This is a genomic window from Rathayibacter sp. VKM Ac-2926 (assembly GCF_022815565.1).
Classification (GTDB): domain Bacteria; phylum Actinomycetota; class Actinomycetes; order Actinomycetales; family Microbacteriaceae; genus Rathayibacter; species Rathayibacter festucae.
In genome coordinates, this window is sequence record NZ_JALGRS010000005.1 from 192,102 (window position 1) to 218,262 (window position 26,161).

The window sequence follows — 26,161 nt, forward strand, 5'->3', positions numbered from 1 at the left end:
CCGAATCGGCTCTACGATGGCTCCCATGCCGCAGATCCGGATCAAGAACGCCGCCGACTACCTCGGCGTGAGCGACGACACTGTCCGCCGATGGATCGAGAACGGCACCCTCGCGAGCAGCAAGGACGCCTCCGGCCGCAGCGTCGTCGAGGGCCTCGACCTCGCCCGCCTCGCCCGGCAGAACGCGATCCTCCCCGTCGACCCGAGCGAGGTGGGTCGCTCGGCGCGCAACCGCTTCGTCGGCATCGTCACCGAGGTGGTCTCCGACACCGTGATGGCGCAGGTCGAGCTGCAGTGCGGCCCGCACCGCGTCGTCTCGCTGATGTCCGCCGAGGCCGTCCGCGAGCTCGGCCTCGAGCCGGGCTCGCCCGCGATCGCGATCGTCAAGGCGACGATGGTCGTGGTGGAGACCCCGATCGGGAAGGCGTGACGCGCGCGCCCGTGACCCGCTCGGCGGCGACCCGCGGGCCGGTGACGCTCTCCGCCGGAGTCCCCCGCTGGGTCGTCGCCGTCGCGGTCGTGGGCGGTGCCTTCGTGCTGCTGCCGCTGGTCGGCATCCTCACCCGCGTCGACTGGGCCGGGTTCGTCCCGCTGATCACCTCGGACTCCTCGATCGCGGCGCTCCTGCTGAGCCTGCGCACCGCCGCCGCCGCCACCGCACTCTGCCTCGTGATCGGCGTGCCGATGGCGCTGACCCTCGCCCGGACCTCCTTCCCCGGTCAGGGGCTCGTGCGCGCTCTCGTGCTGCTGCCGCTCGTGCTGCCCCCGGTCGTCGGCGGCATCGCCCTGCTCTACACCTTCGGCCGGCTCGGCCTGCTCGGCGGCGCCCTCGAGGCGCTCGGGATCCGGATCGCGTTCTCCACCACCGCGGTGATCCTCGCGCAGACCTTCGTCGCCCTGCCGTTCCTCGTGCTTAGCCTCGAGGGGGCGCTCCGCTCGGCCGGCGACCGCTACGAGAGCGTCGCCGCGACCCTCGGCGCCCGGCCCTCGACCGTGCTGCGCCGGGTCACCCTGCCCCTGATCCTGCCCGGGCTGCTCTCCGGCGCGATCCTCTCCTTCGCCCGCGCGCTCGGCGAGTTCGGCGCGACGCTGACCTTCGCCGGCAGCCTGCAGGGCGTCACCCGCACGCTCCCGCTCGAGATCTACCTGCAGCGCGAGACCGACCCGGACGCCGCGGTCGCCCTCTCGCTGGTGCTGGTCGTCGTCGCGGTCCTCGTGATCGGGCTCGCGCACCGCCGGCCGCGCGCCGCCCGGACGGAGGTGCGCCCGTGACGCTCGAGATCGACGCGCGGCTGCACGCCCGCGGCGTCGACGTCGCGCTGCGGGTCGAGACCGGGACGACCACGGCCGTCCTCGGCCCGAACGGCGCCGGCAAGTCCACGCTCGTCGGGCTGCTCGCCGGCCTCCTCCGCGCGGACGACGGACGCGCGACCCTGGCCGGAGCGACCCTGTTCGACTCCGCCCGCCGCCTGCACCTGCCGCCGCACCGCCGCAGCGTCGCCCTGCTCGCCCAGGACCCGCTGCTGTTCCCGCACCTCAGCGTGCTCGACAACGTCGCCTTCGGCCCGCGCAGCACCGGCGCCGGCCGCTCCGCCGCGGCCGAGACCGCGCGCACCTGGCTCGAGGCCGTCGACGCCGTCGACCTCGCCGACCGCCGGCCGGCGCAGCTCTCGGGCGGGCAGGCGCAGCGGGTGGCCGTCGCCCGGGCGCTCGCTCCGAGCCCGGAGCTGCTGCTGCTCGACGAGCCGATGGCGGCGCTGGACGTCGCGGTCGCCCCGCTGCTGCGGCGGATGCTGCGCCGCGTCCTGCCCGGGCGGACCACGATCCTGATCACCCACGACGTGCTCGACGCCTACACGCTGGCCGACCGCGTCGTGGTGCTGCACGGCGGTCGGGTGATCGAGGACGGCCCCACCCACGAGGTGCTGGAGCGTCCGCAGAGCCCGTTCACCGCCGAGCTGGCGGCGCTCAATCTGCTGACAGGCACGGCGACCGGCACCGGGCTGCGGACCGACGACGGCGTGGAGCTGCGGGCGGCGGGCTCCGTCGCCGCGGGCGTGCGGGCCGCGGCCGCGTTCCGGCCCGCCTCCGTGACGGTCGCGCCGGCCCTGCCGGGGGCGCCGGGCGCGGGCCGGGTCCGCACCCGCATCCGCGACCTCGAGCGGCGCGGCGACCTCGTGCGGGTGCGCGCCGCCGGCATCGCGGCCGACCTCTCCCCCGCTCAGCTCGCCGCCCTCGGCGCGGGGATCGACGACGAGGTCGACTTCCTGATCGATCCGGAGGCGGTCGCGCTCTACCCGGCGCGCGGCGTCGCGGGCGGAGGGTAGCCCTCCGCGGCCCGCCCGAGAAGGGCCCCCTCCTGCGCCCTCTCCCGCGGGTAGCTTTCAGCCATGGCGCAGCGCAGCGAGACCAGGTCCGTGCCGTCGACCGCGATCGACGTCACCGTGAACGGCGAGTCGAGAGCGGTCGACGTCGACAACCGCACCACCCTCCTCGATCTGCTCCGGGAGCGGCTCGACCTCACCGGCTCGAAGAAGGGCTGCGATCACGGCCAGTGCGGCGCCTGCACCGTGCTGCTCGACGGGCGCCGGACCAACAGCTGCCTCGTGCTGGCGGTGTCGGTCGACGGCCGCGAGGTCACCACGATCGAGGGCCTGGCCGACGGCGACGACCTGCATCCGGTGCAGCGGGCGTTCCTCGAGCGCGACGCCTACCAGTGCGGCTACTGCACGCCGGGGCAGATCTGCTCGGTGGTCGGGATGCTCGCCGAGGCGCGCGCGGGCATGCCCAGCCACGTCACCGCCGAGCTCGGCACCGAGAACGTGGTGCTCGACGACGAGGAGGTGCGCGAGCGGATGAGCGGCAACCTCTGCCGCTGCGGCGCCTACGCCAACATCGTGCCCGCCGTCCACGACGCGGCGGAGCACCCGAGCGAGACGGAGACCGCGCGATGAGGACCTTCGAGTACCAGCGGGCCGCGGACGTCGCCGACGCCGTGCGCCTGCTCGCCGCGTCCCCCGAGGCGAAGCCGCTCGCCGGCGGCACCAACCTCGTCGACCTGATGAAGCTCGGCGTCGAGCGCCCCGCCGCGCTGGTCGACGTCAGCCGCGTCGATTTCGGCGGCGTCGAGGAGACGGCCGAGGGCGGACTCCTGATCGGCGCGGGAGTCGCCAACAGCGACCTCGCCGCGCACCCGCTCGTCCGCCGCCGCTACCCGGCGCTCAGCCGCGCCCTGCTCGCCGGCGCCTCCGGCCAGCTGCGGAACCAGGCCTCGACCGGCGGGAACCTGCTGCAGCGCACGCGCTGCACCTCCTTCACCGACGTCTCGAAGCCGTGCAACAAGCGGGAGCCCGGCACCGGCTGCTCCGCTCTGAAGGGCGTCTCCCGCGAGCTCGCGATCCTCGGCATCGTCACCGACGCCGACCCCGGGCACGTCTGCATCGCGACCCACCCCGGCGACATGGCCGTCGCACTCACCGCCCTCGACGCCGCCGTCCGCTTCGAGACCGTCGACGGGCCGGCGAGCCTGCCGATCACCGACTTCTTCCGGCTCCCCGGCGAGCACCCCGAGCGGGACACGAACCTGCCGGCGGGTGCGCTGATCACCGCCGTCGAGCTGCCGCCGCTGCCGTTCGCCGCGACCTCCACCTACCGCAAGGCCCGCGACCGCCGCTCCTACGCCTTCGCGCTCGGCTCGGTCGCCGCGGCGCTCGAGGTCACCGACGGGACGGTGACCGACATCCGCCTCGCCCTCGGCGCGGTCGCGCACGCGCCCTGGCGCGCCCGCATCGCGGAGGACCTGCTCCGCGGCGGCCCCGCGACCGTCGAGGCGTTCACGCGTGCGGCGGAGGCGGAGCTCGCCGCCGCGACGCCGACCGAGCAGAACGCCTTCAAGGTCCCGCTGCTCACCAGGCTGATCGTCGGCGTCCTCGCCGAGCTCGCCGGACTCGACGAGGAGGCGGCGGCATGACCGCGCTCGGCACGGCCCTCGGCACACCGCTGGGCACACCGCTGGGCACACCGCTGGCCCGCCTGGAGGGCCGCGACAAGGTCACCGGCGCGGCCCGCTACGCCTTCGAGCACTCGCCGGAGGGTCTGCTGCACGCCTGGCCGGTGCAGTCGGCCGTCGCGACGGGCATGGTGCGGCGGATCGACCTCGACGCCGTGCTCGCGCTTCCCGGCGTGCACTCGGTGATCACCCCCGACTCCGCGCTTCCCCTCGAGGACGCGGACGACGGCGAGCTGCAGGTGCTGCAGTCGCACGCCGTCGCCTACCGCGGCCAGGTGATCGCGCTCGTCCTCGCCGAGACGCTCGAGACCGCCCGCGAGGGTGCCGCCGCCCTGTGCGTCGAGTACGTCGACTCCGGGACCGACGTCGTGCTCACCGAGGACCAGCCGAAGCTCTACGCGCCGGAGCAGGTCAACGCCGGCTTCCCGACCGACAGCTCCGACGGCGACGTCGACGCGGCGATCGCGGCCGCGGCCGTCTCGATCGACGCGCGCTACTCCACGCCGGCGCTGTTCAACTCGCCGATGGAGCCGCACGCCTCGGTCGTCACCTGGTCCGACGGGCGCCTCGACGTCCTCGACTCCTCGCAGGGCACGAGCTCGGTGCAGTCGACCCTCGCAACGCTGTTCTCGCTCGATCCCTCCGTCATCCGGGTGCGCAGCGAGCACGTCGGCGGCGGCTTCGGCTCGAAGGGCTCGCCGCGACCGAACGTGGTGCTCGCGACGATGGCGGCCATCCTCACCGGCCGGCCGATCAAGATCGCCTGCACCCGGCAGATGATGTTCGCGCTGGCCGGCTACCGCACGCCGACGATCTCGCACGTCCGGCTCGCGGCCGATGCGGAGGGGCGGCTCACCGCGATCGCGCACGAGGCCTTCTCGCACACCTCCACGATCCAGGAGTTCGCCGAGCAGACCGGCGAGGCCACCCGCCACCTCTACGCGGCGCCGAACCGACTGGTCACCCACCGGGTCGCGGCGCTCGACGTGCCGACGCCGCGCTGGATGCGCGCGCCAGGCGAGTGCCCCGGCATGTACGCGCTCGAGTCGGCGATGGACGAGCTCGCGGTCGCCGCCGGGATCGACCCCATCGAGCTGCGGGTGCGCAACGAGCCGGACGTCGATCCCGATTCGGGCTCGCCGTTCTCCAGCCGGCACTACCTCGAGTGCTTCCGCCGCGGAGCGGAGCTGTTCGGCTGGGAGGACCGCGATCCGCGGGCAGGCAGGGACCGCCGCGGCCGCTGGCTGGTCGGCACCGGGGTCGCGGGCGCCACCTACCCCGTGCTCACCTCGCCGAGCGGGGCGCGGGCCACCGCGCTGCCCGGCGGCCGCTTCGTGATCGCGGTCAACGCGACCGACATCGGCCAGGGCGCCCGCACGGTGCTCACCCAGGTCGCCGCCGACGCGCTGGACGTGCCGGTCGACCGGATCGAGATCGTCATCGCCGACAGCGCGCTGCCGCAGGGCCCGGTCGCCGGCGGCTCCTCGGGCACCGGATCGTGGGGCTGGGCCGTCACGAAGGCCTGCCACCGCCTGCTCGCCCCGCTGGCCGACGGGCAGCCGCTGCCCCCGGAGGGCCTCGACGTCGTCGTCGACACCACGGAGGACGTCGCCGGGATGGGCGACTTCGCCCGCTACGCCTACGGCGCCCACTTCGTCGAGGCGCGGGTGGACCTCGACTCGGGCGAGATCCAGGTGCCGCGGATGCTCGGCGTCTTCGCCGCGGGCCGGATCCTCAACCCGCGCACCGCGCGCTCGCAGTTCCTCGGCGGCATGACCATGGGCCTCTCGATGGCGCTGCACGAGCACGGCGCCCTCGACCCGGTGCTCGGCGACTACGCCAACCACGACTTCGCGACGTACCACGTGGCGGCGAACGCCGACGTGCTCGACCTGCGGGCGGAGTGGCTGGACGAGGAGGACCCGCACCTCACCCCGATGGGCGGCAAGGGCATCGGCGAGATCGGCAACGTGGGCACCGCCGCGGCTGTCGCCAACGCCGTCTTCCACGCCACCGGCGTCCGCGTCCGCGACCTCCCCGTGCAACCGGACACGCTGCTCGCCGCCCTGCCGCCGCGCTTCTGACCGCCGCCGCATGCTGGTCGAGTAGCCGCGCAGTCGCGTCTCGACACATGCTGGCCGAGTAGCCGCGGAGTCGCGTCTCGAGACCCACCCACCGGGCAACGGTGGATCTCGATACGCCCTCTCCGAGGGCTACTCGATCAGCATGCGGGGCGCCGACACATGCTGGTCGAGTAGCCGCGGAGCGGCGTATCGAGACCCACCAGCGTCAGAAGACGAGTCTGCAGACCGCCCTGCTGACGACGTCGGGTCTCGATACGCCCCTGCGGGGCTACTCGACCAGCATGCTCTCGCCCCTGCGGGGCTACTCGACCAGCATGATCTCGCCCCTGCGGGGCTACTCGACCAGCACGATGGAGCGACGCCGCGTCCGTTCCCTCAGCACCGAGCCGCGGATCGACTGAGGCCCGGCAGCCGGCCGAAGGCGGCGACGACGGCGGTCGCGGCGAACGGGAGGGCGGCCCCGGCGGCCGCGAGGCCGAGCCCGGGGAGGCTCGTCGCGAGCGCCAGCAGCAGGAGCAGCACCGCGCCCAGCATCAGGGTGCAGCGCGGCCGCGCGAGCAGCAGCTGCGCCGTGGTGCGCAGCTGCCAGCGCGTCCGCTCCGCGAAATGCGCGCGGACCACCCAGAACTCCACGGCGAACACCGCGAAGAGGGCTGAGACCACGAGGAGGACACCGGTCACCGCGACGCCGAGGCCGTCGACCTCGACGCCGCCGAGGATCCGGTGGTCGACCCAGAGGACCGCGCCGACGCCGAGGAGTGCGCAGCCCGGCACGTTCGCGCGCGGGAACTCGTCGCGCCAGAACCGCGCGAACAGCGAGACGGTCTGCCGGAGCGACCACGGACCGTCCGGGTCGAGCAGCCGGGCGCGGTGCACCGCGTGCGCGGCGGCCACCGCAGGGAAGAACCCGGCGACCACCGCGCCGCGCAGCGTGAAGAGCAGCATCGCCGCCGAGACGACCAGCACGAGCAGCACGACCCGGCAGGCCGCCTCGTAGCGCTCGGCGAGCGACGCCATCAGCCCTTCACCGCCCCGACCAGCACGCCCTTGTCGAAGTAGCGCTGCAGGAACGGGTAGAGCACGAGCAGCGGCAGCGTCGAGACGATGATCACGCCGTACTTGATCTGGTCCGCGGTCTCCTGCAGCTGCTGCGCGGACTGCCCGCCGCTGCCGCCCTGGCCCGCGACCGACTGGTTCGCGAGCAGGATGCTCTGCAGCACGTTCTGCAGCGGTAGGAGCGAGGCGTCGCGGACGAAGACCAGGCCGGTGAAGTAGTCGTTCCAGTGCCCGACGAAGTAGTACAGCCCGATCACGGCGATGATCGCGGCGGAGAGCGGGAGCACGATCCGCAGAAAGAAGCCGAGGTAGGTCACCCCGTCGATGCGGGCCGCGTCGTGCAGCTCCTCGGGTATCGAGGTCTCGAAGAACGACCGGGCGATGATCAGGTTGAAGACGCTGAGGGCACCCGGGAGCACGAACACCCACATCGAGTTCAGCAGCCCGAGATCGCGGTAGAGCAGGTAGTTCGGGATCAGTCCGCCGGAGAAGAACAGCGTGACCGCGAACACCAGCAGCAGCACCCGCCGCGGACGGAACTCGGGCCGGGAGAGCGCGAACGCCGCCGGGATCGTGACGAGCAGGTTCAGCGCCGTCCCGAGGACGGCGTAGACGACGGAGTTCCGGTAGCCGTTCCAGATCCGCTCGTCCTGCAGCAGCCGCTCGTAGCCCGAGAGCCGGAACCCCTCCGGGATCAGCGTGAGCCGCCCCGAGGAGACCGCACCCGGATCGGAGAACGACGCCACCACGATGAACCAGAGCGGGTAGAGCACGGCGAGCACGACGATCGCGATCAGGAGGCCGGCGACGGCGTCGATCACCCGGTCGAGCGGCCGCTTCGGCACCGTCCGGCGCCGTCGGCGCGGCAGAAGGGGTGCGCCGCCGCCGGCTCGGGCGTCGGCGACGGCGAGGCCGCGGGTGTCCGGTGCAGGGGTCATGGACGTCCTCTCCCTCGGGGTCCAGGGGTCCCAGCGGCGGGTCGCCCCTCCGCGCTCCGACGACCCTCCGCGCTCGGAAGACCCTCCGCGCTCAGAAGACACTGGAACCCGTGGCGCGCTTGGCGAGCTGGTTGGCCACGATCAGCAGGGTGAAGTTGATCACCGTGTTGAAGAGGCCGATGGCGGTGGAGTAGGAGAACTGATTGCTGAGAATGCCGATCTTGTAGGTGTAGGTCGCGATGACCTCCGCGGAGGACAGGTTGAGCGAGTTCTGCATCAGGTAGACCTTCTCGAAGCCGACGCTCAGCACCGACCCCATGTTGAGGATGAGCAGGATGGCCGCGGTCGGCAGGATCGTGGGGATGTCGACGTAGCGGATGAGCCGGAGCCGCCCGGCGCCGTCGATCTTCGCGGCCTCGTAGAGCGACGTGTCGACGGTCGAGAGCGCGGCGAGGTAGATGATCGCGTTCCAGCCGCAGTGCTGCCAGACCTCGCTCATCCAGTAGATCGCCGAGAAGGCGTCCGGCTCGGCGAGGAGGTTCCGACCCGGCAGGAACCGGCCGAGGAGCCCGTTCTCGGGCCGCAGGAAGATGTTGATCATCGCGACGATCACCACGACCGAGATGAAGTGCGGCATGTAGGTGATCGTCTGCACGAAGCTCTTGAGGCGACCGGCGCTGATCTGGTTGATCAGCAGCGCCAGCACGATCGGGGCGACGAACCCCATCGCGAGCGTCCAGAGGCTGATCTGCACGGTGTTCAGCACGATCGTCGAGAAGAGCGGCGACTCGAAGAACTGCACGAAGTAGTCGAGGCCGACCCACTCCCCGCCGCTGAGCCCGCGCGCGGGGACGTAGGTCCGGAAGGCGAGCTGGAGCCCGTACAGCGGCACGTAGGCGAAGACGGCGGTGAAGACCAGCGCCGGCAGCACCATCAGCCAGAGCTGCCACTGGTTCCGCACGCTGCGGAGGGCGCGCAGCGGCCGGGGCGGGGCCGGGAGCGGCGCCCCCGCGGCCGGGGCGAGGGGCGCCCCGGCCGCCGACGAGTCGAGTGCCGTCCGCGTCATGACGCCGCGGTCGCGAGGTCGTAGGCCTTCTGCCAGAGCTCGACGTTCTGCACGAGGCCGATCGACTCGAGCTGGGCGACGTACTCGTCCCAGTCCTCGTCGACCCCGCCCTCCGCGATCCACTGCGACGTCTTCTGCAGCGCGTAGTTGAGCACGGCGGTGTCGTTGTTGGCGGCGGTGATCGCGTCCTCGGCGGACAGCCGGACGTAGTCGGGCATCAGGTCGCGCACGTGGTCGTAGTGCGAGTACTGCTCGGTGTAGACGTCGTCCACCTCACGGAGATCGTCGCGGTTCCAGTCCCCGTTCAGGGTGACCGAGTCGGGGATCCAGCCGGCCAGGCGGTCGGCGAGCGCCGGGTCGCGACCGTCCGCAGCGGCGGCCCGGTACGCCTCGGTGACCGAGTACGTGCCGTCGCCGTCGTCCGTGACGAACTCGGGGATCGATCCGGTGAACTGCTGGATCGAGTACTTCTCGCTGTAGAGGGCGTCGACCACCTTCCACACGCACTCGTCGCCCGCCGCGGCCGCCGAGACGGCGAGCTTCCCGCCCTCGTACTCGTTGTCCGAGCCGTCCCAGACCACGTCCTCGGCGGACATGCTCGCGGAGGCGGCGGGAGCGGGCATCGCCACGTACTGGTCGCGGAGATCTCCGAAGTCGGCGAGCGACCAGCCGAAGATCAGGCCGATCTGCGCGGTCTCCCCGTCCCCCGCCTGAGCGGCGTAGTACGCCGAATCGTCCTTGGTGAGCGCGTCGGCCGGGATGAGGCCGGCCGCGAGCAGCTCGTGCAGGTACTCCACCACCCGGCGGTACTCGTCCGAGACGAGGAAGTTGGCGACCCGTCCGCCGGAGACGTGGATCCCCTGCGCCGACGGACCCTTGTTGAACGAGGTCGCGATGCCGGTGGAGTTCAGCAGCAGGAACGGGCTGTACCAGCCGAAGCCGGCCGTCTCGAGACGGCGGACGTTGAACGGGACCTCGTCCGCCTGCCCGTTGCCGTTCGGGTCCTGCGTCTTGAACGCCTGCAGCACCGTCGTCAGCTCGTCCCAGGTCCGCGGGACCTCGAGGCCGAGGGAGTCGAGCCACGCCCGGTTGATCATCATGTGCTGGCCGGAGCCGCGATAGCCGCTGCCGCGGGACGAGGAGAGCGAGTGGATCTCGCCCTTCTCGTTCTCGACCAGCCGGCGCGCGTCGGGCTTCTCCTCGAAGAACCGCCGCACGTTCGGCAGGTCGTCCAGGTGCGGCGCGATGTCCTCGAAGAGGCCCGGGTACTGCACCGCGTCGTTCGCGCCGACCGCCCGGAGCGCGATGTCCGGCACGTCCCCCGCGGCGAGCGAGGGATTCTTCTGCTGGGTCCACGCGGTGTCGTCGATCGTGCTCCAGTTCACCGTGCAGCCGGTCTCCGCCGCGAGCGCCGCGGCCCAGGGGGTCTCGCCGACCGGCACCTGCGCCGTGCTCTGCGCGACGAGGACGTCGACGGCGCCGTCGTCGGCGGCCGGACCGCTGTCGGTGCAGGCCGCCAGGCCTGCCGTCAGCGCGAGCGCGGTCGCTCCGGCGAGCGATCGCCGGACCAGGGTGTTCGAGACGAGGGGCATGGTGGTCTTCTCCATCGAAGGGTGAGCGGCAGGGGAACGCGGTGGCCGTGACCGTTCACGTGAACGGTCACGGACCACGAGTGCCCACACGCTAAGCTGGCGGCCGTCGACCTGTCAAGGCAGCTGTCGCCGCAGACGCGAGGCGCTGTCGCCATATGCGTGTTGCCAGACGAGACTGAGAGAAGGAGGGCCGCTGTGGACCGCTCCGGCGAACCGCCGATGCCCCCTCGTCCACCGAGAGACCTGCCGGTTCGCCGCGCCACCATCCGCGACGTCGCCCGCGAGGCCGGCGTCTCGCGGCAGACCGTGACGCGCGCGATGAACGGCATGTCCGAGATCAGCGCCGCCACCCGCGAGCGCGTGCTCGCCGTGAGCGAGGCCCTCGGCTACGTCCCCAGCCGGTTCGCCGCCAACATGGCCCGGCAGAAGAGCATCGCGGTCGGCCTCGTGATCACCTCGCTGCGGAACCCGTACTACACCGACCTCGCCGCCGACCTGCTGGAGGAGTTCGCCGCGCGCGGCTGGCAGGTCGTCGTCGTCGCCGAGACGAACGAGTCCGAGGAGCAGATCGTGGCGGACCTGGCCACCCAGGTCGACGTCATCGTCGGCTATCTCGCCCGGGAGAGCCTGGAGTCGATCCGCCGGGCGGCGCGCGGGGTGCCGGTCCTGCTGATCGAGCGCGACGACGAGCTGCCGGGCGTGCACGCCATCGCCGTGGACTTCGCGCCCGGGATGCGCGCGCTGGTCGACGGGCTGCGCGAGCGCGGGGCGCGCACCATCGGGATGCTCGACCACGCCGAGCCCGACGAGTACGCCCCGAGCGCGCGCCGGCTGCGATTCGAGGAGTGCCTCGCGCCCGGCGAGGCCGCGCTCGTCGCGACCGGCGGCGACACCATCGCCGGCGGAGCCGACGCCTTCGGCGAGCTGCTGGCCGCGCACCCCGAGGTCGACGCCGTCATCGCGTTCAACGACATGATGGCGCTCGGCGCCCTGCAGCGGGCGAGCCGCCTCGGGCTCGAGGTGCCGCGCGACGTCCGCATCGCGGGGATCGACGGCCTGAGCCTGGGCGCGGCGATGCTCCCGAGCCTGACCTCGCTCACCATCGATCGCGCGCTGATCGCCCGGGCGACGGCGCTCCGGCTGGCGGAGCTGCTGTCCCCCGCCGGCGCGATCCCGGGCGGTGCGGGTGCCGCGGGTCCGATGACCGTCGTCACGCCGTGGCCGGAGTGGCGGGACAGCGCATGAGGATCACCGCTCCGGCCCCCCGCTGGCACCGGCCGCGGGAGCGCGCCCTAGCCGACGGCCGTCGGCCGGTCAACGCGGTCATCCCGATCCGCTCCGCTCCGTACGCTGAGGATCCGGGCCGAGAGGCCCCACGAGACGGGGGAACCATGCTGCAGGTGACGGTGTCCGAGCGGACGTACCTCCTCGCCGCGGACGCGACGATGGAGCGGACCAAGCAGGACGTGCTCGAGGCGATGCGCACCGCCCCGGCCTTCCTGTCCCTCACGACGGTGCTCGGCGGGCGGGTCGAGGTGCTGCTGACCGCGGCCAGCTCGGTCGTGCTCGAGCTGCACGACGAGGCCCCGCTCCCGACGGCCCCGCACGGCGACGCGGCGCCGGACTACGACGACCTCTACGGCGTCGACTACCTCTGACCCGAGGGCGTGTCGGAGGTCGGTCGTAGACTGACCTCCCCATGCGCAGACACAGCCTGACCCCGCGTCCCGACTGGCGAGCCCGCTGCGACGAGGTCGGCTTCAGCTTCTACGACCTCCCCTCGGACGGCGGCCGGCCCTACTGGAACGAGTCGGCGGCCTACGGCTTCGCGCTCGCCGAGATCGAGCTGCTCGAGACGGCGACCCAGGAGCTCTTCGACCGCTGCATGGAGGCCTGCGAGCACGTCGTCCGCACCGGCCGCCTCGCGGAGTTCGGCATCCCGGAGCGCTTCCACGAGCTGGTCCGCACCTCCTGGGACGAGGACGACCCCACGGTCTACGGGCGGTTCGACCTCGCCTACGACGGCGAGGGCGCGGTGAAGCTCCTCGAGTTCAACGCCGACACCCCGACCTCGCTGGTCGAGACGGCCGCCGCGCAGTGGCAGTGGCTGGAGGAGACGCGCGGCCCCGAGGCCGACCAGTTCAACGGCCTGCACGAGCAGCTCGTCGAGCAGTGGCGGCACCTCCGCGTCGACCGCTGGCAGCTGGACGAGGGCGCACGGCTGCACCTCGCCTCGCTGCACGACTCCGGTGACGGCGAGCTGATCGTCGAGGACGCGGACACCGTGGCCTACATGGCCGAGACCGCGGCGCAGGCGGGCTTCGACCCGAAGCTGATCTTCGTGGAGGACATCCGCTACGAGCTCGACGGCGCCGGCTTCCTCGACGCCGACGGCGAGCCGATCCGGCGGATCTTCAAGCTCTACCCCTGGGAGTGGATGCTCGGCGAGCAGTTCGGCGGGCTCCTGCTCGACCGGCGGGAGCGCACCCGCTGGGTCGAGCCGGCCTGGAAGCTGCTGCTCAGCAACAAGCAGCTGCTCGTGGTGCTCTGGGAGCTGTTCCCGGGCCATCCGAACCTGCTCCCGGCCGCCGTCGAGCCGCTCGTCGGCACGGCGCAGGTGCGCAAGCCCCGGCTCGGCCGCGAGGGCGCGAACGTCACGATCCTCGATGCCGACGGCGCGGTCGTCGCGGAGAACGGCGGCGCCTACGGCGAGGAGGGCTTCGTGCACCAGGCCCGGGCCGATCTCGCCCGGATCGACGGCCGGACGGTCGTGATCGGAAGCTGGATCGTCGGCGAGACGCCGGCCGGCATCGACGTGCGCGAGACCGGCGGACCGATCACCGGCGACCTCGCGGAGTTCGTGCCGCACTTCATCGAGGAGGGCCGGACCCCCCGCGACGAGCCCCTCTTCGGCCGCCCCGAGCACGGCCGACCCCAGGACGCGCGGGAGAACCGCCCGCAGGACGAGGAGACCCGATGACCACCCCCGACGACCACACCGAGAACCGCCCCCAGGACGCTCCGCAGGACTCCCCCGCCGGCGACCCGGGCACCACCCGCACCCGCCGCCGGTCCGGCGACGTCGGCATCAGCGGCATCGCCTCGAAGCGGCGCGGCCTCGTCATCGGCGGCGTCGTCGCCGTCGGCGTGCTCGGGCTCGCGGTCGCGCTGAACTCCGCGAACCCCTCCGCCGACGGCGTGGTCACCACCGGCGCCGACGGCCAGGACTACGTCATCCCCGAGAACGCCGAGCGCCCGGTCTACGCCAGCCGCGAGGACTGCCTGGCGGACGTCCGCGAGCAGATCGCGCAGCTGCAGGCCCAGGGCGAGGAGGTCGGCGACGATCCGGAGCAGCTCTGCGAGGCGACCGACGAGTACCGCGGGCACTACGCCGGCGGCTTCTGGGTCGGCCCGCTGATCTTCGCGTCGTCGCGCTGGAACTCGACCCGCGCCACCAGCTGGGCCCCGGTCACGAGCGGCGGCTTCGCGGCGCGCGGGGCGACCCAGCCCGACGTGGTGCAGAAGGCGCCGGCCGGAGCGACTCCCGGCTCGAAGGCCACCCTCGCGGGCGGCTTCGGCGGCACGGGCAAGTCCGGCTTCGGCTCGCACGTCGGCGGCTGAGCAGCACCTCCGAGGGGAGGCGCCTCAGCGGCGGGCGTCGCGGAGCTGGTCGAGTGCGGCCCGCACGTCGCGCCGCACGTCCTTGTCCGGGTCGCGGACCATCGAGGTCAGCGTCTGCTCGACGCTCGCCGCGAACTCGCCCTTCGCGTCGCGCCCCGAGCCGATCCCGGCGACCGCGGCGGCGACGAGCGCCCGCGCACCGGCCGCGCGGACGCGCGCGTGCTCATCGGTGGTGAGCCGCGCCAGCTTCTTCTGCCCGCCGAGGACCCGCTCGGCGCAGACCCGGGCGCACATCTCGCGCACGCGCCAGGCCGGGTTGGCCAGCCCGGCGAGGACCGCGTCGGCCGCGGTGTCGTCCCAGACGTAGAGCAGGGCGCGCGCGCCCCACAGCTCCGGCCAGTACAGCGAGGGCGCGCCCTGCAGGACGCCCGCCGCGTGCTCGCCGCCGACGGTGAGCAGGAAGGCCTCGCCCTCGTAGCCGCCGGTGAGCAGCGCGGCCGAGCGCAGGGCGACCGCGCGCTCGCCCTCGCGGGCGACCTGGGCGCGCAGGCGCTCCTCGAGCGGATCGGTGAGGGTGACGGAGGGTTCGCTGTCGGATGCCATAGCGCCACCAGCGTAGTCGGGGCGCCGTCGTCCCCGGCGAGGGGGATGCGGCCGCCCGGTCGGCGTCGCTAGCGTGCAGGGATGTCACGAATCACGCGCCACGGCGCTCCCGCGCGCTTCGGCGCCGCCGCCACCACTGCCACCGCCGCCGCCCTCCTCGTCCTCCTCGCCGGCTGCTCCTCCCCCGCCGGCAGCGACTCCGAATCCGGCAGCGACGCCGACACCATCGACACGGCCGCCGCGACCGGCGACACGATCACCGGCGACGGCTACTCCTACTCCGTGCCCGAGGGCTGGGGCACCCCCGACGCCGACCCCGCGAGCATGGGCGCGGACACCCTCGCCGCCGACCTCACCGACACCGACGGCTTCGCCGACAACGTGAACGTCGTCCTCAGCCCCGCCGGCGAGGTCTCCGCCGAGCAGGTCGAGGACGCCGGGGTCACCGAGCTCGAGAACGCCGGGGCGACCGACGTCGAGGCGAACGACCGCGTCGTCGTCGCCGGAGCCGAGTCCGCGCACCTCAGCGCGAACCTCAGCGCGTCGGGCACCAGCTACGCCGTCGAGCAGTACTACGTCACCGACGAGGGCCAGACCTACGTCGTCACCTTCTCGTTCAGCCCCACCGTGGACGACGACCAGCGCGAGGCCGTCGCCGAGTCGGTGCTCGCCTCCTGGGCCTGGGCCTGATCCTGACGTGAGCCTGCTCCGGCCGCCGCCTCAGCCGCGCGGCCGGAGCAGGAAGTCGACGTGCCCGAGCACGGACGCCGCGACGAGCGGCCGACGCCCGACGACGGGCAGGATGATCGCCCCGAGGATCGAGAGCCCGAGCTCGTCGACCGGGGCGTCGGCCGGGAGCTGCCCCGCCTCGACCGCCTTCGCGAAGCGGTCCGAGAGCGTCTGGTCGACGCCGAACGCGCGGCCCAGTCGCTCCCCCACCGCGGCGTCCTCGGCACCGGCCGCGATCAGCGAGCGGACCAGCGACGCGCCGGGCTCACTGCCCGCGAGCTCCAGGATCGGCGCGAGCCACGCCCCGAGATCGCGGCGGAGGTCGCCGGTGTCCGGGAGCTGCACCTCGATCGCGACGAGCCGGCCCTCGATCATGCAGTCCGCGATCAGCGCGCCGCGCGAGGGCCACCACCGGTAGACGGTCTGCTTGGAGACCCCGGCGTCCTTCGCGATGCCCTCCATCGTGAGGTGGTCCCAGCCGCGCTGAAGGAACAGCCGGGCGGTCGCCTCGAGGACCGACTCGCGTGCCGCGGCGCTGCGGACCGGTCCGCTCCGGTGCTCCGTCATGCGACGAGCGTACAGCGGCTCTAGACGAGACGTACCGTATGATCTAGCGACCGCTGTCGCCGCTCGCGTCTGAGCACCTCTCGATCGGACATCTCCTTGGCCTCCCTGCTGTTCCGTCTGGGCACCTTCGCCGCTCGCCGCGCCTGGGCGGTGATCGTCGCGTGGGTCGTGATCCTCGGCGTCGCGGTCGGCGCCTTCCTCGCGGTCGGCGGCACGCTCACCAACAGCTTCGACATCCCGGGCACCGCGTCCGGCGCCGTCACCGACCAGCTGGCCGAGAAGCTGCCGGACACCGCCGGCGGCACCGGCACCGTCGTCTACCGCACCGCCGACGGCTCCGCGCTGACGGCGGAGCAGGAGTCGGCGATCTCGGCGCTGGCCGCCTCCGCCGAGGACCTCGAGGGCGTCGCCGCCGTCGTCGATCCGTTCGCCGCGCGCCAGTCTCAGCTCGACGGCGCGCAGCAGCTCGCCGACGGCCGAGCGCAGCTCCAGGCCGGGAAGGAGCAGATCGACGCCGGGCAGGCCCAGCTCGACGCGGGCCAGGCCCAGCTCACGGCGGGCCAGCAGCAGCTGACCGCGGCCCGCGAGCAGGCGGTCGCCGCCGGCGCTCCGGAGCAGCAGCTCGCCGCCCTCGACGCCCAGCAGGCGCAGCTCGACACCCAGCAGGCCGAGCTCACCGCGCAGCAGTCGGCGCTCGACGCCTCGCGCACCGAGCTCGAGGCCGGCGCGGCCCCGCTCGACCAGGGCGAGGAGCTGCTCGCCCTCGCGGACGGCATCGGCGTCGTCTCGGCGGACGGCTCGACCGCCATCGTCAACGTCTCCTTCACCGAGCCGCGCCTGGAGCTCCCGGAGGAGGTCAAGCAGGGCGTCATCGACCACTTCGAGTCCGCACCGGTAGCCGGCGCCGACGTCACGTTCGCGACGGATCTCGCCCAGGGCGTGCCGCAGATCTTCGGCGTCGGCGAGGCGATCGGCCTGGTCTTCGCCGGTGTCGTCCTGATCGTGATGCTCGGCTCGCTCGTCGCCGCCGCGCTCCCGATCGTCACCGCCCTGGTCGGCGTCGGCGTCGGCGTCACCGCCTCGCTCTCCTTCTCGGGCGTCATCGACATGGCCTCGGTCACCCCGGTCCTCGGCGTGATGCTCGGCCTCGCGGTCGGCATCGACTACTCCCTCTTCATCGTCAACCGGCACCGCAAGCAGCTGCTTTCGGGCGTCGAGGTGCGCGAGTCGATCGGCCTGGCCAACGGCACCTCCGGCACCGCCGTCGTCTTCGCCGGCTCGACGGTCGTCGTCGCGCTGCTCGCCCTCAACGTCACCGGCATCCCGTTCCTCGGCCTGATGGGGACGGTCGGCGCGGTCTGCGTCGCGGTCGCCGTGCTGATCGCGGTCACGCTCGCCCCGGCGATCCTCGGCCTGCTCGGCACCCGGCTCCTGCGTAAGAAGGCCCGCTCGGCCGTCGTGCACCACGCGGCGGTGAGGACGGTCGCGCCGATGTCGACCCTGCGCGCGGTCCTCACCGTCGTCGGCACCGTCGCCGTGCTGCTCGTCATCGCGATCCCCGCGCTCTCGATGCGCCTCGGCCTGCCGGACGGCGCCAGCGAGCCCGAGGGCTCAACCAGCGCCCGCACCTTCGAGATCGTCGGCGACGAGTTCGGCGCCGGCGCGAACGGCCCCCTGCTCGTCACCGCGTCCGTCCCCGGCGGGGTCGCCGACGACGCGCTCCTCGCCACCCAGGTCGACGTCGCCCGGACGATCGCCGAGCAGGACGACGTCGTCGCCGTGGCGCCCGTCGCCGCCTCCGACGACGGCACGCTGCTCGCCTTCCAGGTGCTGCCGGCCGAGGGCCCGAACAGCTCCTCGACCGAGGCCCTCGTGCAGGATCTGCGCGCGCTGCCCCCGGTGGACGACGACATCGTCCTCGGCGTCGCGGGCCAGGCGGCCACCAACATCGACATCTCCGAAGGGTTGAACGACGTCCTGCCGACCTACCTCGCGGTCGTCGTCGGCCTCTCGCTGCTGATCATGATCCTGGTGTTCCGCTCGCTGCTCGTGCCGCTGATCGCGACCGGCGGCTTCATCCTGTCGCTGTTCGCGACCTACGGGCTGATCGTCGCGGTCTTCCAGTTCGGCTGGGGCGCCGACCTGATCGGCCTGCACTCGACCGGGCCGATCCTGAGCTTCCTGCCGGTGATCCTGGTCGGCATCCTGTTCGGGCTGGCGATGGACTACCAGCTCTTCCTCGCCTCGGGGATGCGCGAGGCCTACGTGCACGGGGCGAACGCCCGCCTCGCCGTCGCGCAGGGCTTCCAGGCCGGCAAGGCGGTCGTGATCGCCGCGGCGCTGATCATGGTGGCGGTCTTCGGCGGCTTCATCTTCTCGGAGTCGACCATCATCCGCTCGATGGGCTTCGGCCTGGCGTTCGGCGTCCTGCTCGACGCGTTCGTCGTCCGGATGCTGCTGATGCCGGCGCTGATGCACCTGCTCGGCCGCTCCGCCTGGTGGCTCCCCCGCTGGCTCGACCGGCTCCTGCCCGACGTCGACCTCGAGGGCGCCGCGCTCGAGCGCAGCCACCCGCACCCGCACGCCTGAGCCCCGCGGCTAGATTGGCGGGATGACTGCCGCTCCGGACTCCCGCGCCTGGCGGCGGTCGCCCGCCACGCCCGACCAGCGCCGGGCCGACGTCGCGACCGCCGCCGTGCTCTTCGGCGCCGCCGTGCTCTCGCTGGTGCTCGGCCGCGCGATCGGGCTGTTCACCGATCCCGCGTCGCCCGCGCTGAGCGCCGCGGTGCTCGCCGTCGTCATCCTCCCGCTCGCGTTCCGGCGGACGGCGCCCGTCGCGGTCCTCGCCGTCATCGGGGCCGCGTTCCTGCTGGTCGGCGAGCTGAAGGTGCCCGAGCTGACGATCAGCAACATCGCGCTGTTCATGGCGCTGTACAGCGTCGGCGCCTGGGAGCAGAACCGGACGCGGGCGGGCTGGGCGCGCGGCGTGCTGGTCGCCGTGATGGGCGTCTGGCTGCTGATCACCTTCTTCCGCGCGAGCACGCAGGACCTCGACTTCGAGGGAGCCGGGATCGGCGCGCTCACGCCGATCGCGGCCTACATGCTCCAGCAGATCCTGATCAACGTCCTCTACTTCGCCGGCGCCTGGTGGTTCGGCGACCACGCCTGGGCCTCGGCCCGCCAGCGCGCCCTCACGGACCTGCGCACCCGCCAGCTCGAGGAGGAGCAGTCGACCGTCGCCCGCCAGGCGATCACGATCGAGCGGCTGCGGATCGCGCGCGAGCTGCACGACGCGGTCGCCCACCACGTCTCGCTGATGGGGGTCCAGGCCGGAGCGGCGCGGATGCTCGTCGACGCCGACCCGGCGAAGGCGCACGAGCAGCTCCAGGCGCTGGAGGGCACCTCGCGTGCGGCGGTCGGCGAGCTCTATCAGCTGCTCGGCACCCTCCGCGACGAGGAGTCCGCGCTCGACCCGGTCACGGCCTCGCTCGATCTGGACGCGCTGCCGGCGCTGGTCGCGGACGCCGAGGCCTCGGGTCTGCGGGTTTCGCTGGAGGTGGTCGGCGAGCCCGTCGAGCTCCCTGCACTCGTGGGGCTGAACCTCTACCGCATCGCGCAGGAGTCGCTCACCAACGTCCTCAAGCACGCCGGTCCGGGCACCCGGGCGCGCGTCCACCTGCGTTACGAGGGCGACTCGGTGGAGCTCGAGGTCGCCGACGACGGACTCGGGCGCCCCAGCCCGCGTCGGCAGAGCGGCGGTCTCGGCCTGCTCGGGATGCGCGAGCGAGCGGCGACGCTCGACGGGACTCTCGAGGCGGGGCCGCGCACCGGCTCCGGCTGGGTCGTCCGCGTCGCCGTGCCGCTGGCGGTCCGGGCACGAGCGGCGGTCCGCGCCTGAACGGCGTTGCGGGCGGCGTGCGAGTCGTCCTCGTCGACGACCACGCGCTGATGCGGCAGGGCATCCGCACGATCCTCTCGCTGCAGGCCGGCATCGAGGTCGTCGGCGAGGCGTCCAGCGGCGAGGAGGCCGTCGAGGTCGTGGCGCGCACCCGGCCCGACGTCGTCTGCATGGACGTGGAGATGCCCGGCATCGGCGGGCTCGAGGCGACCCGGCGGATCCTCGCGGAGCCCGGAGCGACGGCCCAGGTGCTCGTGCTGACCACCTTCGAGCGCGAGGACTACCTGCTGGCGGCTCTGGAGGCTGGCGCCAGCGGCTTCCTGCTCAAGAACTCGCCGCCGGAGCGCCTCGTCGCCGGCGTCCGCGCGATCGCGGCGGGCGACGCCCTGCTCGCGCCCGAGCTGACCCGCGCGGTGATCGAGCGCGCCGTCGCCCGCGAGCGGGACCGTGCTCCGCTCGCCGCCCCCGGCACCGCGCCCGAGAACCTGACCGCCCGCGAGACCGAGGTGCTCCGCCTGCTCGCGCAGGGTCTCTCCAACGACGAGATCGCCGAGCTGCTGGTCGTCGGTCGCGCGACGGTCAAGACCCACGTGTCGAACGTGCTCGCCAAGCTGTCGCTCCGCGACCGCGTCCAGGCCGTGGCCTTCGCCTACCGCTCCGGCCTGGTCGACCCGCGGCGGCCGTCGGAGGCTCCTCCGTCCTGAGGCGGAGACGGCCGTTCACCCCCGCGCCGGAGGTGCCGATGACGCGCCCTCCGTAGCGTGGAGGGGTCAGTCGGATCCGAGGAGGTCGCATGCTCAGCGTGCAGAACATCAGTCGCAGCTTCGGTGCCCATCGCGCCGTCGATGACGTCTGCTTCGATGTCGGGCGGGGCCGGCTCACCGGGTTCGTCGGCGGCAACGGCGCCGGCAAGACCACGACCATGCGGATGATCCTCGGCGTCCTCCGGCCGGACTCCGGCGAGGTGACCCTGGACGGCGCGCCGGTCGGCCAGGCAGCGCTGCACGGCTTCGGCTACATGCCCGAGGAGCGCGGCCTCTACCCGAAGATGGAGATCGGCGAGCAGCTCGCGTACCTGGCCCGGCTGCACGGCATCGACAAGGCCACCGCCGTCCGGCGGGCGGACGATCTGCTCGAGCGCCTCGGGCTGATCGAGCGCCGCCGCGACAAGCTCGAGGCGCTCTCGCTCGGCAACCAGCAGCGCGTGCAGGTGGCGGCCGCCCTCGTGCACGACCCGGACGTCCTGATCATGGACGAGCCGTTCTCCGGGCTCGACCCGCTGGCCGTCGACGACGTCGTCACGGTCATCGCCGAGCACGCCGCCCGGGGCATCCCGGTGCTCTTCTCCTCGCACCAGCTGGACGTGGTCGAGCGGCTCTGCGACGACCTGGTGATCATCGCCGGCGGCCAGGTGAAGGCCGCGGGCGAGCGCGAGGCGCTGCGTGAGCAGTACTCCGGCGACCGCTGGTCGCTCGAGACGGACGGCGACGCGGGCTGGGTCCGCGGCGTCCCCGGTGTCGAGGTCGCGGAGCTGGCCGGCACGTCGGTGCTCTTCCACGCGGACCGGGCGGCGGCCGACGCCGTGCTGCGGGCCGCCGTCGAGCGCGGCACCGTGGCGTCGTTCCGGCCCGTGCGGCCGACCCTCGGGGAGATCTTCCGGGACATCGTGGTGAGCGCGCCCGCGGGCGCCGAGAAGAAGACGGAGGCGGTCCGATGACGACGAGCAGCACGAGGAGCGCGAGCGGCACCGGTACCGGTGCCCCGGACGGCCGGCTGAGCACCTGGGGCGCGACGCTCCTGGTCGCCGAGCGCGAGATCCTCTCCCAGATCCGGTCGAAGGCGTTCCTGGTCTCGACGGTCATCACGCTCGTGCTGGTCATCGGCGGCATCGTCCTCGGGAACGTGCTGAGCAGTCGCACCGCCGACGCGACCCCCGTCGCGGTCGTCGGCTCCGCGGCGTCCGCGCTGACCGCCGGCGACGCCCTCGACGTCACCGAGGTCGGGAGTGTCGCGGAGGCGGAGGAGCTGGTGCGCGCCGGCGACGTCGATGCCGCGCTCGTCCCGAGCGACGACGCCATCGGCTTCTCGGTGCTCGCCCTCGACGAGGCGCCGGAGGGCCTGGTCTCGGCGCTGTCCGTCAGCCCCGCCGTCGAGCTGCTCGAGCCCTCGCAGACGCCGTCGGGCCTGCGCACGCTGATCGGACTGGCGTTCGGGCTGGTGTTCATGCTCGCCGTGCTGGGCTCGGGCGCGACCATCATGCAGAACACGGTGCAGGAGAAGCAGTCGCGCATCGTCGAGATCCTGCTCGCCGCGGTGCCCGCCCGGGCGCTGCTGGCCGGCAAGATCCTCGGCAACTCGGTGATCGGCGTCGGCACGGCCGCCGCGATCGCCGCCGCCTCGGCCCTCGGCCTCGCCGTGACGGGGCAGACCGAGCTGCTCGACCTGCTCTCGGCGCCGCTGATCTGGTTCGTGGTGTTCTTCGTCTTCGGCTTCGTCCTGGTCGCGAGCGTCTTCGCGGCCGGCGCCGCGCTCGTCTCCCGCCAGGAGGACACCGGCTCGGTGATGACCCCGGCGATGATGCTCGTGATGGTGCCCTACTTCGGCGTCGTCATCTTCGGCGACAACCCGCTGGTGATGACGATCCTGTCCTACGTGCCCTTCAGCGCCCCCGTCGCGATGCCGGTGCGGCTCTTCTTCGGCGAGGCGGAGTGGTGGGAGCCGCTGGTCTCGCTCGGCCTCCTCGTCGTCGCCACCGCGGCCGTGATGGCCGTCGCGAGCCGCATCTACACCAACTCGCTGCTGCGGATGGGCTCCCGCGTCCGCCTCCGCGACGCCCTGACCGCGAGCTGACCCTGCCAGATCGACTGCATCGTGCCACCGATGGGGCGGTGCCGACCGCGGTGCCCGAGACTTCGGACTTCCAGCGGATGATCGGTGCTCGGCTTCCGCCTGACACGGGCACCGGCGCGATCAGGGAGAGACGATGCCGGACGCTCGACGGGACGATGCACGCTTCGAGGAGAGGGACGGCGCCGAGCGGGGGGTGACGCGCCGGACCGCCGTGGTGGCAGCCGCGTGGACCACTCCCGTGGTCTCGGCCGCCGTGGCGGCGCCGGGCACGGCCGCCTCCGCGCCGGTCCCGGTCGACCAGGGACCCTACGTCGGGCTCTTCCTCATCCCCTGGCGGGCGGGCGAGTTCCGGATCGATCTGCGGGTGGCGCGGAGCGGCGCAGCCGGAGCCCCGGTCGTGCTCGCCGACGAGGCGAGGGTGGACATCGCGTCGGAGCACGACATCGAGAGCTGGTCCGGCGGGGTCGTCGTCGACGGCCCGCGCGCCGGGCACCTCCTGATCCCGGCCGGCGCCTACCCCTCCGGGGGGACTTACACCGGCAAGGACGGAGTGACCCTCCAGGTCGCGAGGATCGTGGGAAGCGGGTACACCAACTTCACCAGGGAACCCCGGGGACGGTTCTCCGTGACGGCGACCGTGACGCGGGGTCGCGTCCACCCGGGCACCGACCCGAAGGCGCAGACCGCGCTCGGCTTCGGGACCCAGACCGTCGGCCTCGTGAACTGAGCGGACGACGTCTCCCCCGCCCGCCGCTCGACCCCGCGCGTCGACGTCCCGGCGCCAGGTTTACCGCATCGCGCCAGCGATTCGGCGGAACCGGACAGGTGACCGACCATTGCGGCATCCGTCCCGAGTCGGCGAGCCGAGGGCGCGCGGCACGACGGGTCGCGAGGAGCCGTGCGACCGGAGGGAGATCTCATGTCCGGCAATCGTTCGGACGATCCGGGAGTCACTCGCCGGGCCGCGCTGGCGATGGCCTGCGCGGCGCCCGTCCTCGCCGCGGCGGTCGGCGCCCCCCGGTCCGCCGCAACCACTCCGCGACCAGCCGAGGCCGGACCGTACGTCGGTCTCTTCCTGGACTCCCTGTCCTCGGGGAACTTCATCGTCGAGCTCCGGGCGGCGCGCAGCGGGGCGTCCGGAGCCTCGGTCGAGCTCGTCAGCGACGCCCGGATGGACGTGACCACCGAGCACGACGTCGAGCACTGGTCGGAGTGGCTCGTCGTCGACCACCCGCGCTCCGCTCACCTCGTGGTCCCGGCCGGGAGCTACCGGAGCCGCGGCACCTACACGGACCGGGACGGGCGGGTGATGCAGGTGGCGTCCCTCGGCCCGGGACGGATGTACTGCGCGCTGACGCAGGTTCCCCCGGGCGGCTTCCGAGTCACGGCGACCGTGACGCGAGGCCCGGTCTCCCCCGAGACGAAGGGTGAGGCTCCCGCGTTCCTCGGCCTCCCGACCCGGACGATCATCGTCGACGTCTGAGTGCGGCGACGGCGGGTCTCGATTCGCCCCGTCGGGGCTGCTCGACCAGCATGGGGAGCGGCTGCACCCCACGGCGGGCTGCCTCGATCCAAGCCGATCAGCCATCCGTGCTGATCGAGTAGCCCGCGCAGCGGGCGTATCGAGATCCACCCTGCCGACAACGGTGGGTCTCGATACGCCCCTGCGGGGCTACTCGACCAGCATGGAGCGCTCTGCCCTGCGGGGCTGCTCGCGCGCTACCAGCCCTCGGGGCCCGCGCTTCCGGCCTCGTACTCGTCGAGCGGGGTGCCGCCCTCGGCCCAGTGCGAGAGCACCGGCGTGATGATGCGCCAGCACTGCTCGGCGACGGCGCCCGGCACCGACAGCAGGGTGTCGCCCTGGAGGATGCCGGCGAGCACCTGCGCGTAGGGGTCGAGGGTGGCGGCGCCGGGCTGCGCCTGGAGCGTCGTGCGCTCGAGGTCGGTGAGGTCGTCGGCGCTGTTCACCAGCAGGTCGAGGCTGACGTCGCCGCCCTTGAGCGACATCCGCAGGACGGTGCCCGCGCCGTCGTCGGCGCCGACCAGGCCGCGCGGCGGGGTCGCGGCGCGGAAGTGCACGGCGACCTCGTGGCGCGGGTCGCCGATCGCCTTGCCGGAGCGGAGCACGAACGGCACGCCGGCCCAGCGGGGCGTGTCGACCTGGAGCAGCAGCTGCGCGAGCGTCTCGGTGCCGGCCTCCGCGTCGACATCGGGCTCGTCGACGTAAGAGGGGAAGAACCGGCCGTCGACCCGGCCCTCGGTGTAGCGGGCGCGGCGCGCGGTGGCGGGGTCGTCGCGCCAGAGGCGGACGGCGCCGAGCGCCTCGGCCATCCGCTCGTGGACGTCGTCGGGCGAGACCTCGTCCGGGCGCTCCATCGTCGTGAGCGCGAGCACCATCAGCAGGTGGCTCTGCAGCATGTCCCGCAGGGCGCCGGTGCCGTCGTAGAAGGCGGCGCGCCCCTCGATCCCGAGCGTCTCGTCGTAGACGATCTCGACCTTCTCGATCTGCTCGGCGCTCCAGCTCGCCTCGAGCAGGCGGTTGCCGAAGCGCAGGCCGAGCATGCCCATGACGGTCGCGTTGCCGAGGAAGTGGTCGATGCGCCACAGGCGGTCCTCGGAGATCACGGGCGCGAAGGCGGCGTTCAGCGCGATCGCGTCGTCGAGGTCCTCGCCGAACGGCTTCTCGATCGCGACGACGAGGTCCTCCGGGAGGTCCAGCTTCGACAGCGAGTCGGCCACCTTGTGGCCCATCGCCGGCGGCAGCGCGACGTAGAGCACGGGCGTCGTCGGGCAGGCGTCGAGCAGGGCCTTCAGCTGCTCCGGGTCGGAGGCGTCGGTGGCGACGAAGCGGGCGCGCGAGGCGAGGTCGTCGACGGTGTGCGCCGCGATCCCGGCGGCCTCGAGGCTGCGGCGGACGAGGCCCTGCCACTCGTCGTCGGTCTGCGGGGTGCGGGCGGCGCCGATCAGGGTCAGCTCGGAGTCGCGGGCGAGCTCCGCGACGCGGCCGAGCCCCGGCAGGAGCAGCCGCTCGGTGAGATCGCCGCCTGCGCCGAGGATCGCGATGGTGCGGCGGGTGCTCTCGAGAGCGGTGGCCTCGGGGATGCCGATCGGGTCGGTCATGGTGTCTCCTCCTGTGCGGGGTGCGGGG

General features: G+C 73.2%; 25 protein-coding genes. 18 read left to right on the forward strand and 7 right to left on the reverse strand.

Annotated elements, in window-relative coordinates; all coding sequences use genetic code 11:
• Nucleotides 1-25 precede the first annotated feature (25 nt).
• The 6 genes from MT351_RS08860 (at nucleotide 26) to MT351_RS08885 (ending at nucleotide 6,093) form a co-directional block, all read left to right on the forward strand.
• Nucleotides 26-430 carry a molybdopterin-binding protein gene (locus MT351_RS08860; RefSeq protein WP_243581976.1) on the forward strand — a complete coding sequence of 135 codons (405 nt, stop codon included), beginning with the start codon at nucleotides 26-28 and terminating at the stop codon, nucleotides 428-430.
• Nucleotides 427-1,272, forward strand: coding sequence for an ABC transporter permease (locus MT351_RS08865; protein ID WP_243581977.1), 846 nt, complete (start codon nucleotides 427-429; stop codon nucleotides 1,270-1,272). The genes MT351_RS08860 and MT351_RS08865 overlap by 4 nt, the downstream gene beginning before the upstream one ends.
• Entirely contained in the window at nucleotides 1,269-2,327 is a 1,059-nt protein-coding gene (locus MT351_RS08870) for a sulfate/molybdate ABC transporter ATP-binding protein (protein ID WP_243581978.1), read from the forward strand. Before MT351_RS08865 ends, MT351_RS08870 begins: the two co-directional genes overlap by 4 nt.
• Before the next feature lie 63 nt (nucleotides 2,328-2,390).
• Complete coding sequence (locus MT351_RS08875; RefSeq protein ID WP_243581979.1) at nucleotides 2,391-2,954, forward strand: 2Fe-2S iron-sulfur cluster-binding protein; 564 nt, start codon at nucleotides 2,391-2,393, stop codon at nucleotides 2,952-2,954.
• The gene (locus MT351_RS08880; protein WP_243581980.1) at nucleotides 2,951-3,970 is read left to right on the forward strand and encodes a xanthine dehydrogenase family protein subunit M; all 1,020 of its coding nucleotides are present in this window, start codon (nucleotides 2,951-2,953) and stop codon (nucleotides 3,968-3,970) included. Before MT351_RS08875 ends, MT351_RS08880 begins: the two co-directional genes overlap by 4 nt.
• Nucleotides 3,967-6,093, forward strand: coding sequence for a xanthine dehydrogenase family protein molybdopterin-binding subunit (locus MT351_RS08885; protein WP_243581981.1), 2,127 nt, complete (start codon nucleotides 3,967-3,969; stop codon nucleotides 6,091-6,093). Before MT351_RS08880 ends, MT351_RS08885 begins: the two co-directional genes overlap by 4 nt.
• A gap of 375 nt (nucleotides 6,094-6,468) precedes the next feature.
• Here MT351_RS08885 and MT351_RS08890 read toward each other — a convergent pair whose 3' ends face one another.
• From MT351_RS08890 to MT351_RS08905, 4 genes are all read right to left on the reverse strand, one after another.
• Nucleotides 6,469-7,110, reverse strand: a complete 642-nt coding sequence (locus MT351_RS08890; RefSeq protein ID WP_243581982.1) for a DUF624 domain-containing protein — start codon at nucleotides 7,108-7,110, stop codon at nucleotides 6,469-6,471.
• A complete protein-coding gene (locus MT351_RS08895; protein ID WP_123737142.1) occupies nucleotides 7,110-8,087 on the reverse strand; it encodes a carbohydrate ABC transporter permease in 978 nt (325 codons plus the stop codon). The genes MT351_RS08890 and MT351_RS08895 overlap by 1 nt, the downstream gene beginning before the upstream one ends.
• A 91-nt stretch (nucleotides 8,088-8,178) precedes the next feature.
• A complete protein-coding gene (locus MT351_RS08900) occupies nucleotides 8,179-9,153 on the reverse strand; it encodes a sugar ABC transporter permease (RefSeq protein WP_243581983.1) in 975 nt (324 codons plus the stop codon).
• Nucleotides 9,150-10,745 (reverse strand): extracellular solute-binding protein, encoded by a 1,596-nt coding sequence (locus MT351_RS08905; protein WP_243581984.1) that lies wholly within the window; start codon nucleotides 10,743-10,745, stop codon nucleotides 9,150-9,152. The genes MT351_RS08900 and MT351_RS08905 overlap by 4 nt, the downstream gene beginning before the upstream one ends.
• Before the next feature lie 219 nt (nucleotides 10,746-10,964).
• Between MT351_RS08905 and MT351_RS08910 the strand changes: the two genes are divergently transcribed.
• From MT351_RS08910 to MT351_RS08925, 4 genes are all read left to right on the forward strand, one after another.
• Nucleotides 10,965-11,990 (forward strand): LacI family DNA-binding transcriptional regulator, encoded by a 1,026-nt coding sequence (locus tag MT351_RS08910; RefSeq protein WP_243581985.1) that lies wholly within the window; start codon nucleotides 10,965-10,967, stop codon nucleotides 11,988-11,990.
• 155 nt (nucleotides 11,991-12,145) lie between these two features.
• Nucleotides 12,146-12,403 carry a hypothetical protein gene (locus MT351_RS08915; RefSeq protein ID WP_127886538.1) on the forward strand — a complete coding sequence of 86 codons (258 nt, stop codon included), beginning with the start codon at nucleotides 12,146-12,148 and terminating at the stop codon, nucleotides 12,401-12,403.
• A 41-nt stretch (nucleotides 12,404-12,444) separates the two neighbouring features.
• Entirely contained in the window at nucleotides 12,445-13,725 is a 1,281-nt protein-coding gene (locus MT351_RS08920; RefSeq protein WP_123737145.1) for a glutathionylspermidine synthase family protein, read from the forward strand.
• The gene (locus tag MT351_RS08925) at nucleotides 13,722-14,366 is read left to right on the forward strand and encodes a hypothetical protein (RefSeq protein ID WP_123737146.1); all 645 of its coding nucleotides are present in this window, start codon (nucleotides 13,722-13,724) and stop codon (nucleotides 14,364-14,366) included. The genes MT351_RS08920 and MT351_RS08925 overlap by 4 nt, the downstream gene beginning before the upstream one ends.
• 24 nt (nucleotides 14,367-14,390) lie before the next feature.
• Here the strand turns inward: MT351_RS08925 and MT351_RS08930 are convergent, their stop codons facing one another.
• Nucleotides 14,391-14,969, reverse strand: coding sequence for a HEAT repeat domain-containing protein (locus MT351_RS08930; RefSeq protein ID WP_164874455.1), 579 nt, complete (start codon nucleotides 14,967-14,969; stop codon nucleotides 14,391-14,393).
• Between the two features lie 81 nt (nucleotides 14,970-15,050).
• On the opposite strand from MT351_RS08930, the gene MT351_RS08935 reads away from it, so the two are divergent.
• The gene (locus tag MT351_RS08935; RefSeq protein WP_123737147.1) at nucleotides 15,051-15,659 is read left to right on the forward strand and encodes a hypothetical protein; all 609 of its coding nucleotides are present in this window, start codon (nucleotides 15,051-15,053) and stop codon (nucleotides 15,657-15,659) included.
• 30 nt (nucleotides 15,660-15,689) lie between these two features.
• On the opposite strand, the gene MT351_RS08940 is transcribed toward MT351_RS08935, so the two are convergent.
• Nucleotides 15,690-16,265, reverse strand: coding sequence for a TetR/AcrR family transcriptional regulator (locus tag MT351_RS08940; RefSeq protein ID WP_123737148.1), 576 nt, complete (start codon nucleotides 16,263-16,265; stop codon nucleotides 15,690-15,692).
• Between the two features lie 96 nt (nucleotides 16,266-16,361).
• Here MT351_RS08940 and MT351_RS08945 point away from each other — a divergent pair, with 96 nt between their 5' ends.
• The 7 genes from MT351_RS08945 (at nucleotide 16,362) to MT351_RS08975 (ending at nucleotide 24,496) form a co-directional block, all read left to right on the forward strand.
• The gene (locus MT351_RS08945) at nucleotides 16,362-18,854 is read left to right on the forward strand and encodes an MMPL family transporter (RefSeq protein WP_243581986.1); all 2,493 of its coding nucleotides are present in this window, start codon (nucleotides 16,362-16,364) and stop codon (nucleotides 18,852-18,854) included.
• A gap of 22 nt (nucleotides 18,855-18,876) precedes the next feature.
• A complete protein-coding gene (locus MT351_RS08950) occupies nucleotides 18,877-20,163 on the forward strand; it encodes a sensor histidine kinase (protein WP_243581987.1) in 1,287 nt (428 codons plus the stop codon).
• 17 nt (nucleotides 20,164-20,180) lie between these two features.
• Nucleotides 20,181-20,867 carry a response regulator transcription factor gene (locus tag MT351_RS08955; protein ID WP_308197727.1) on the forward strand — a complete coding sequence of 229 codons (687 nt, stop codon included), beginning with the start codon at nucleotides 20,181-20,183 and terminating at the stop codon, nucleotides 20,865-20,867.
• 89 nt (nucleotides 20,868-20,956) lie between these two features.
• Entirely contained in the window at nucleotides 20,957-21,880 is a 924-nt protein-coding gene (locus MT351_RS08960) for an ABC transporter ATP-binding protein (protein ID WP_243581988.1), read from the forward strand.
• Nucleotides 21,877-23,013 (forward strand): ABC transporter permease, encoded by a 1,137-nt coding sequence (locus MT351_RS08965; protein ID WP_243581989.1) that lies wholly within the window; start codon nucleotides 21,877-21,879, stop codon nucleotides 23,011-23,013. Before MT351_RS08960 ends, MT351_RS08965 begins: the two co-directional genes overlap by 4 nt.
• Nucleotides 23,014-23,206: 193 nt before the next feature.
• Nucleotides 23,207-23,740 carry a hypothetical protein gene (locus tag MT351_RS08970; RefSeq protein WP_243581990.1) on the forward strand — a complete coding sequence of 178 codons (534 nt, stop codon included), beginning with the start codon at nucleotides 23,207-23,209 and terminating at the stop codon, nucleotides 23,738-23,740.
• Nucleotides 23,741-23,932: 192 nt separating this feature from the next.
• Nucleotides 23,933-24,496, forward strand: a complete 564-nt coding sequence (locus tag MT351_RS08975; protein ID WP_243581991.1) for a hypothetical protein — start codon at nucleotides 23,933-23,935, stop codon at nucleotides 24,494-24,496.
• 236 nt (nucleotides 24,497-24,732) lie between these two features.
• Here the strand turns inward: MT351_RS08975 and MT351_RS08980 are convergent, their stop codons facing one another.
• Nucleotides 24,733-26,133: a glucose-6-phosphate dehydrogenase gene (locus MT351_RS08980; RefSeq protein ID WP_243581992.1), complete on the reverse strand. Its 1,401-nt coding sequence runs from the start codon at nucleotides 26,131-26,133 to the stop codon at nucleotides 24,733-24,735.
• Nucleotides 26,134-26,161 lie beyond the last annotated feature (28 nt).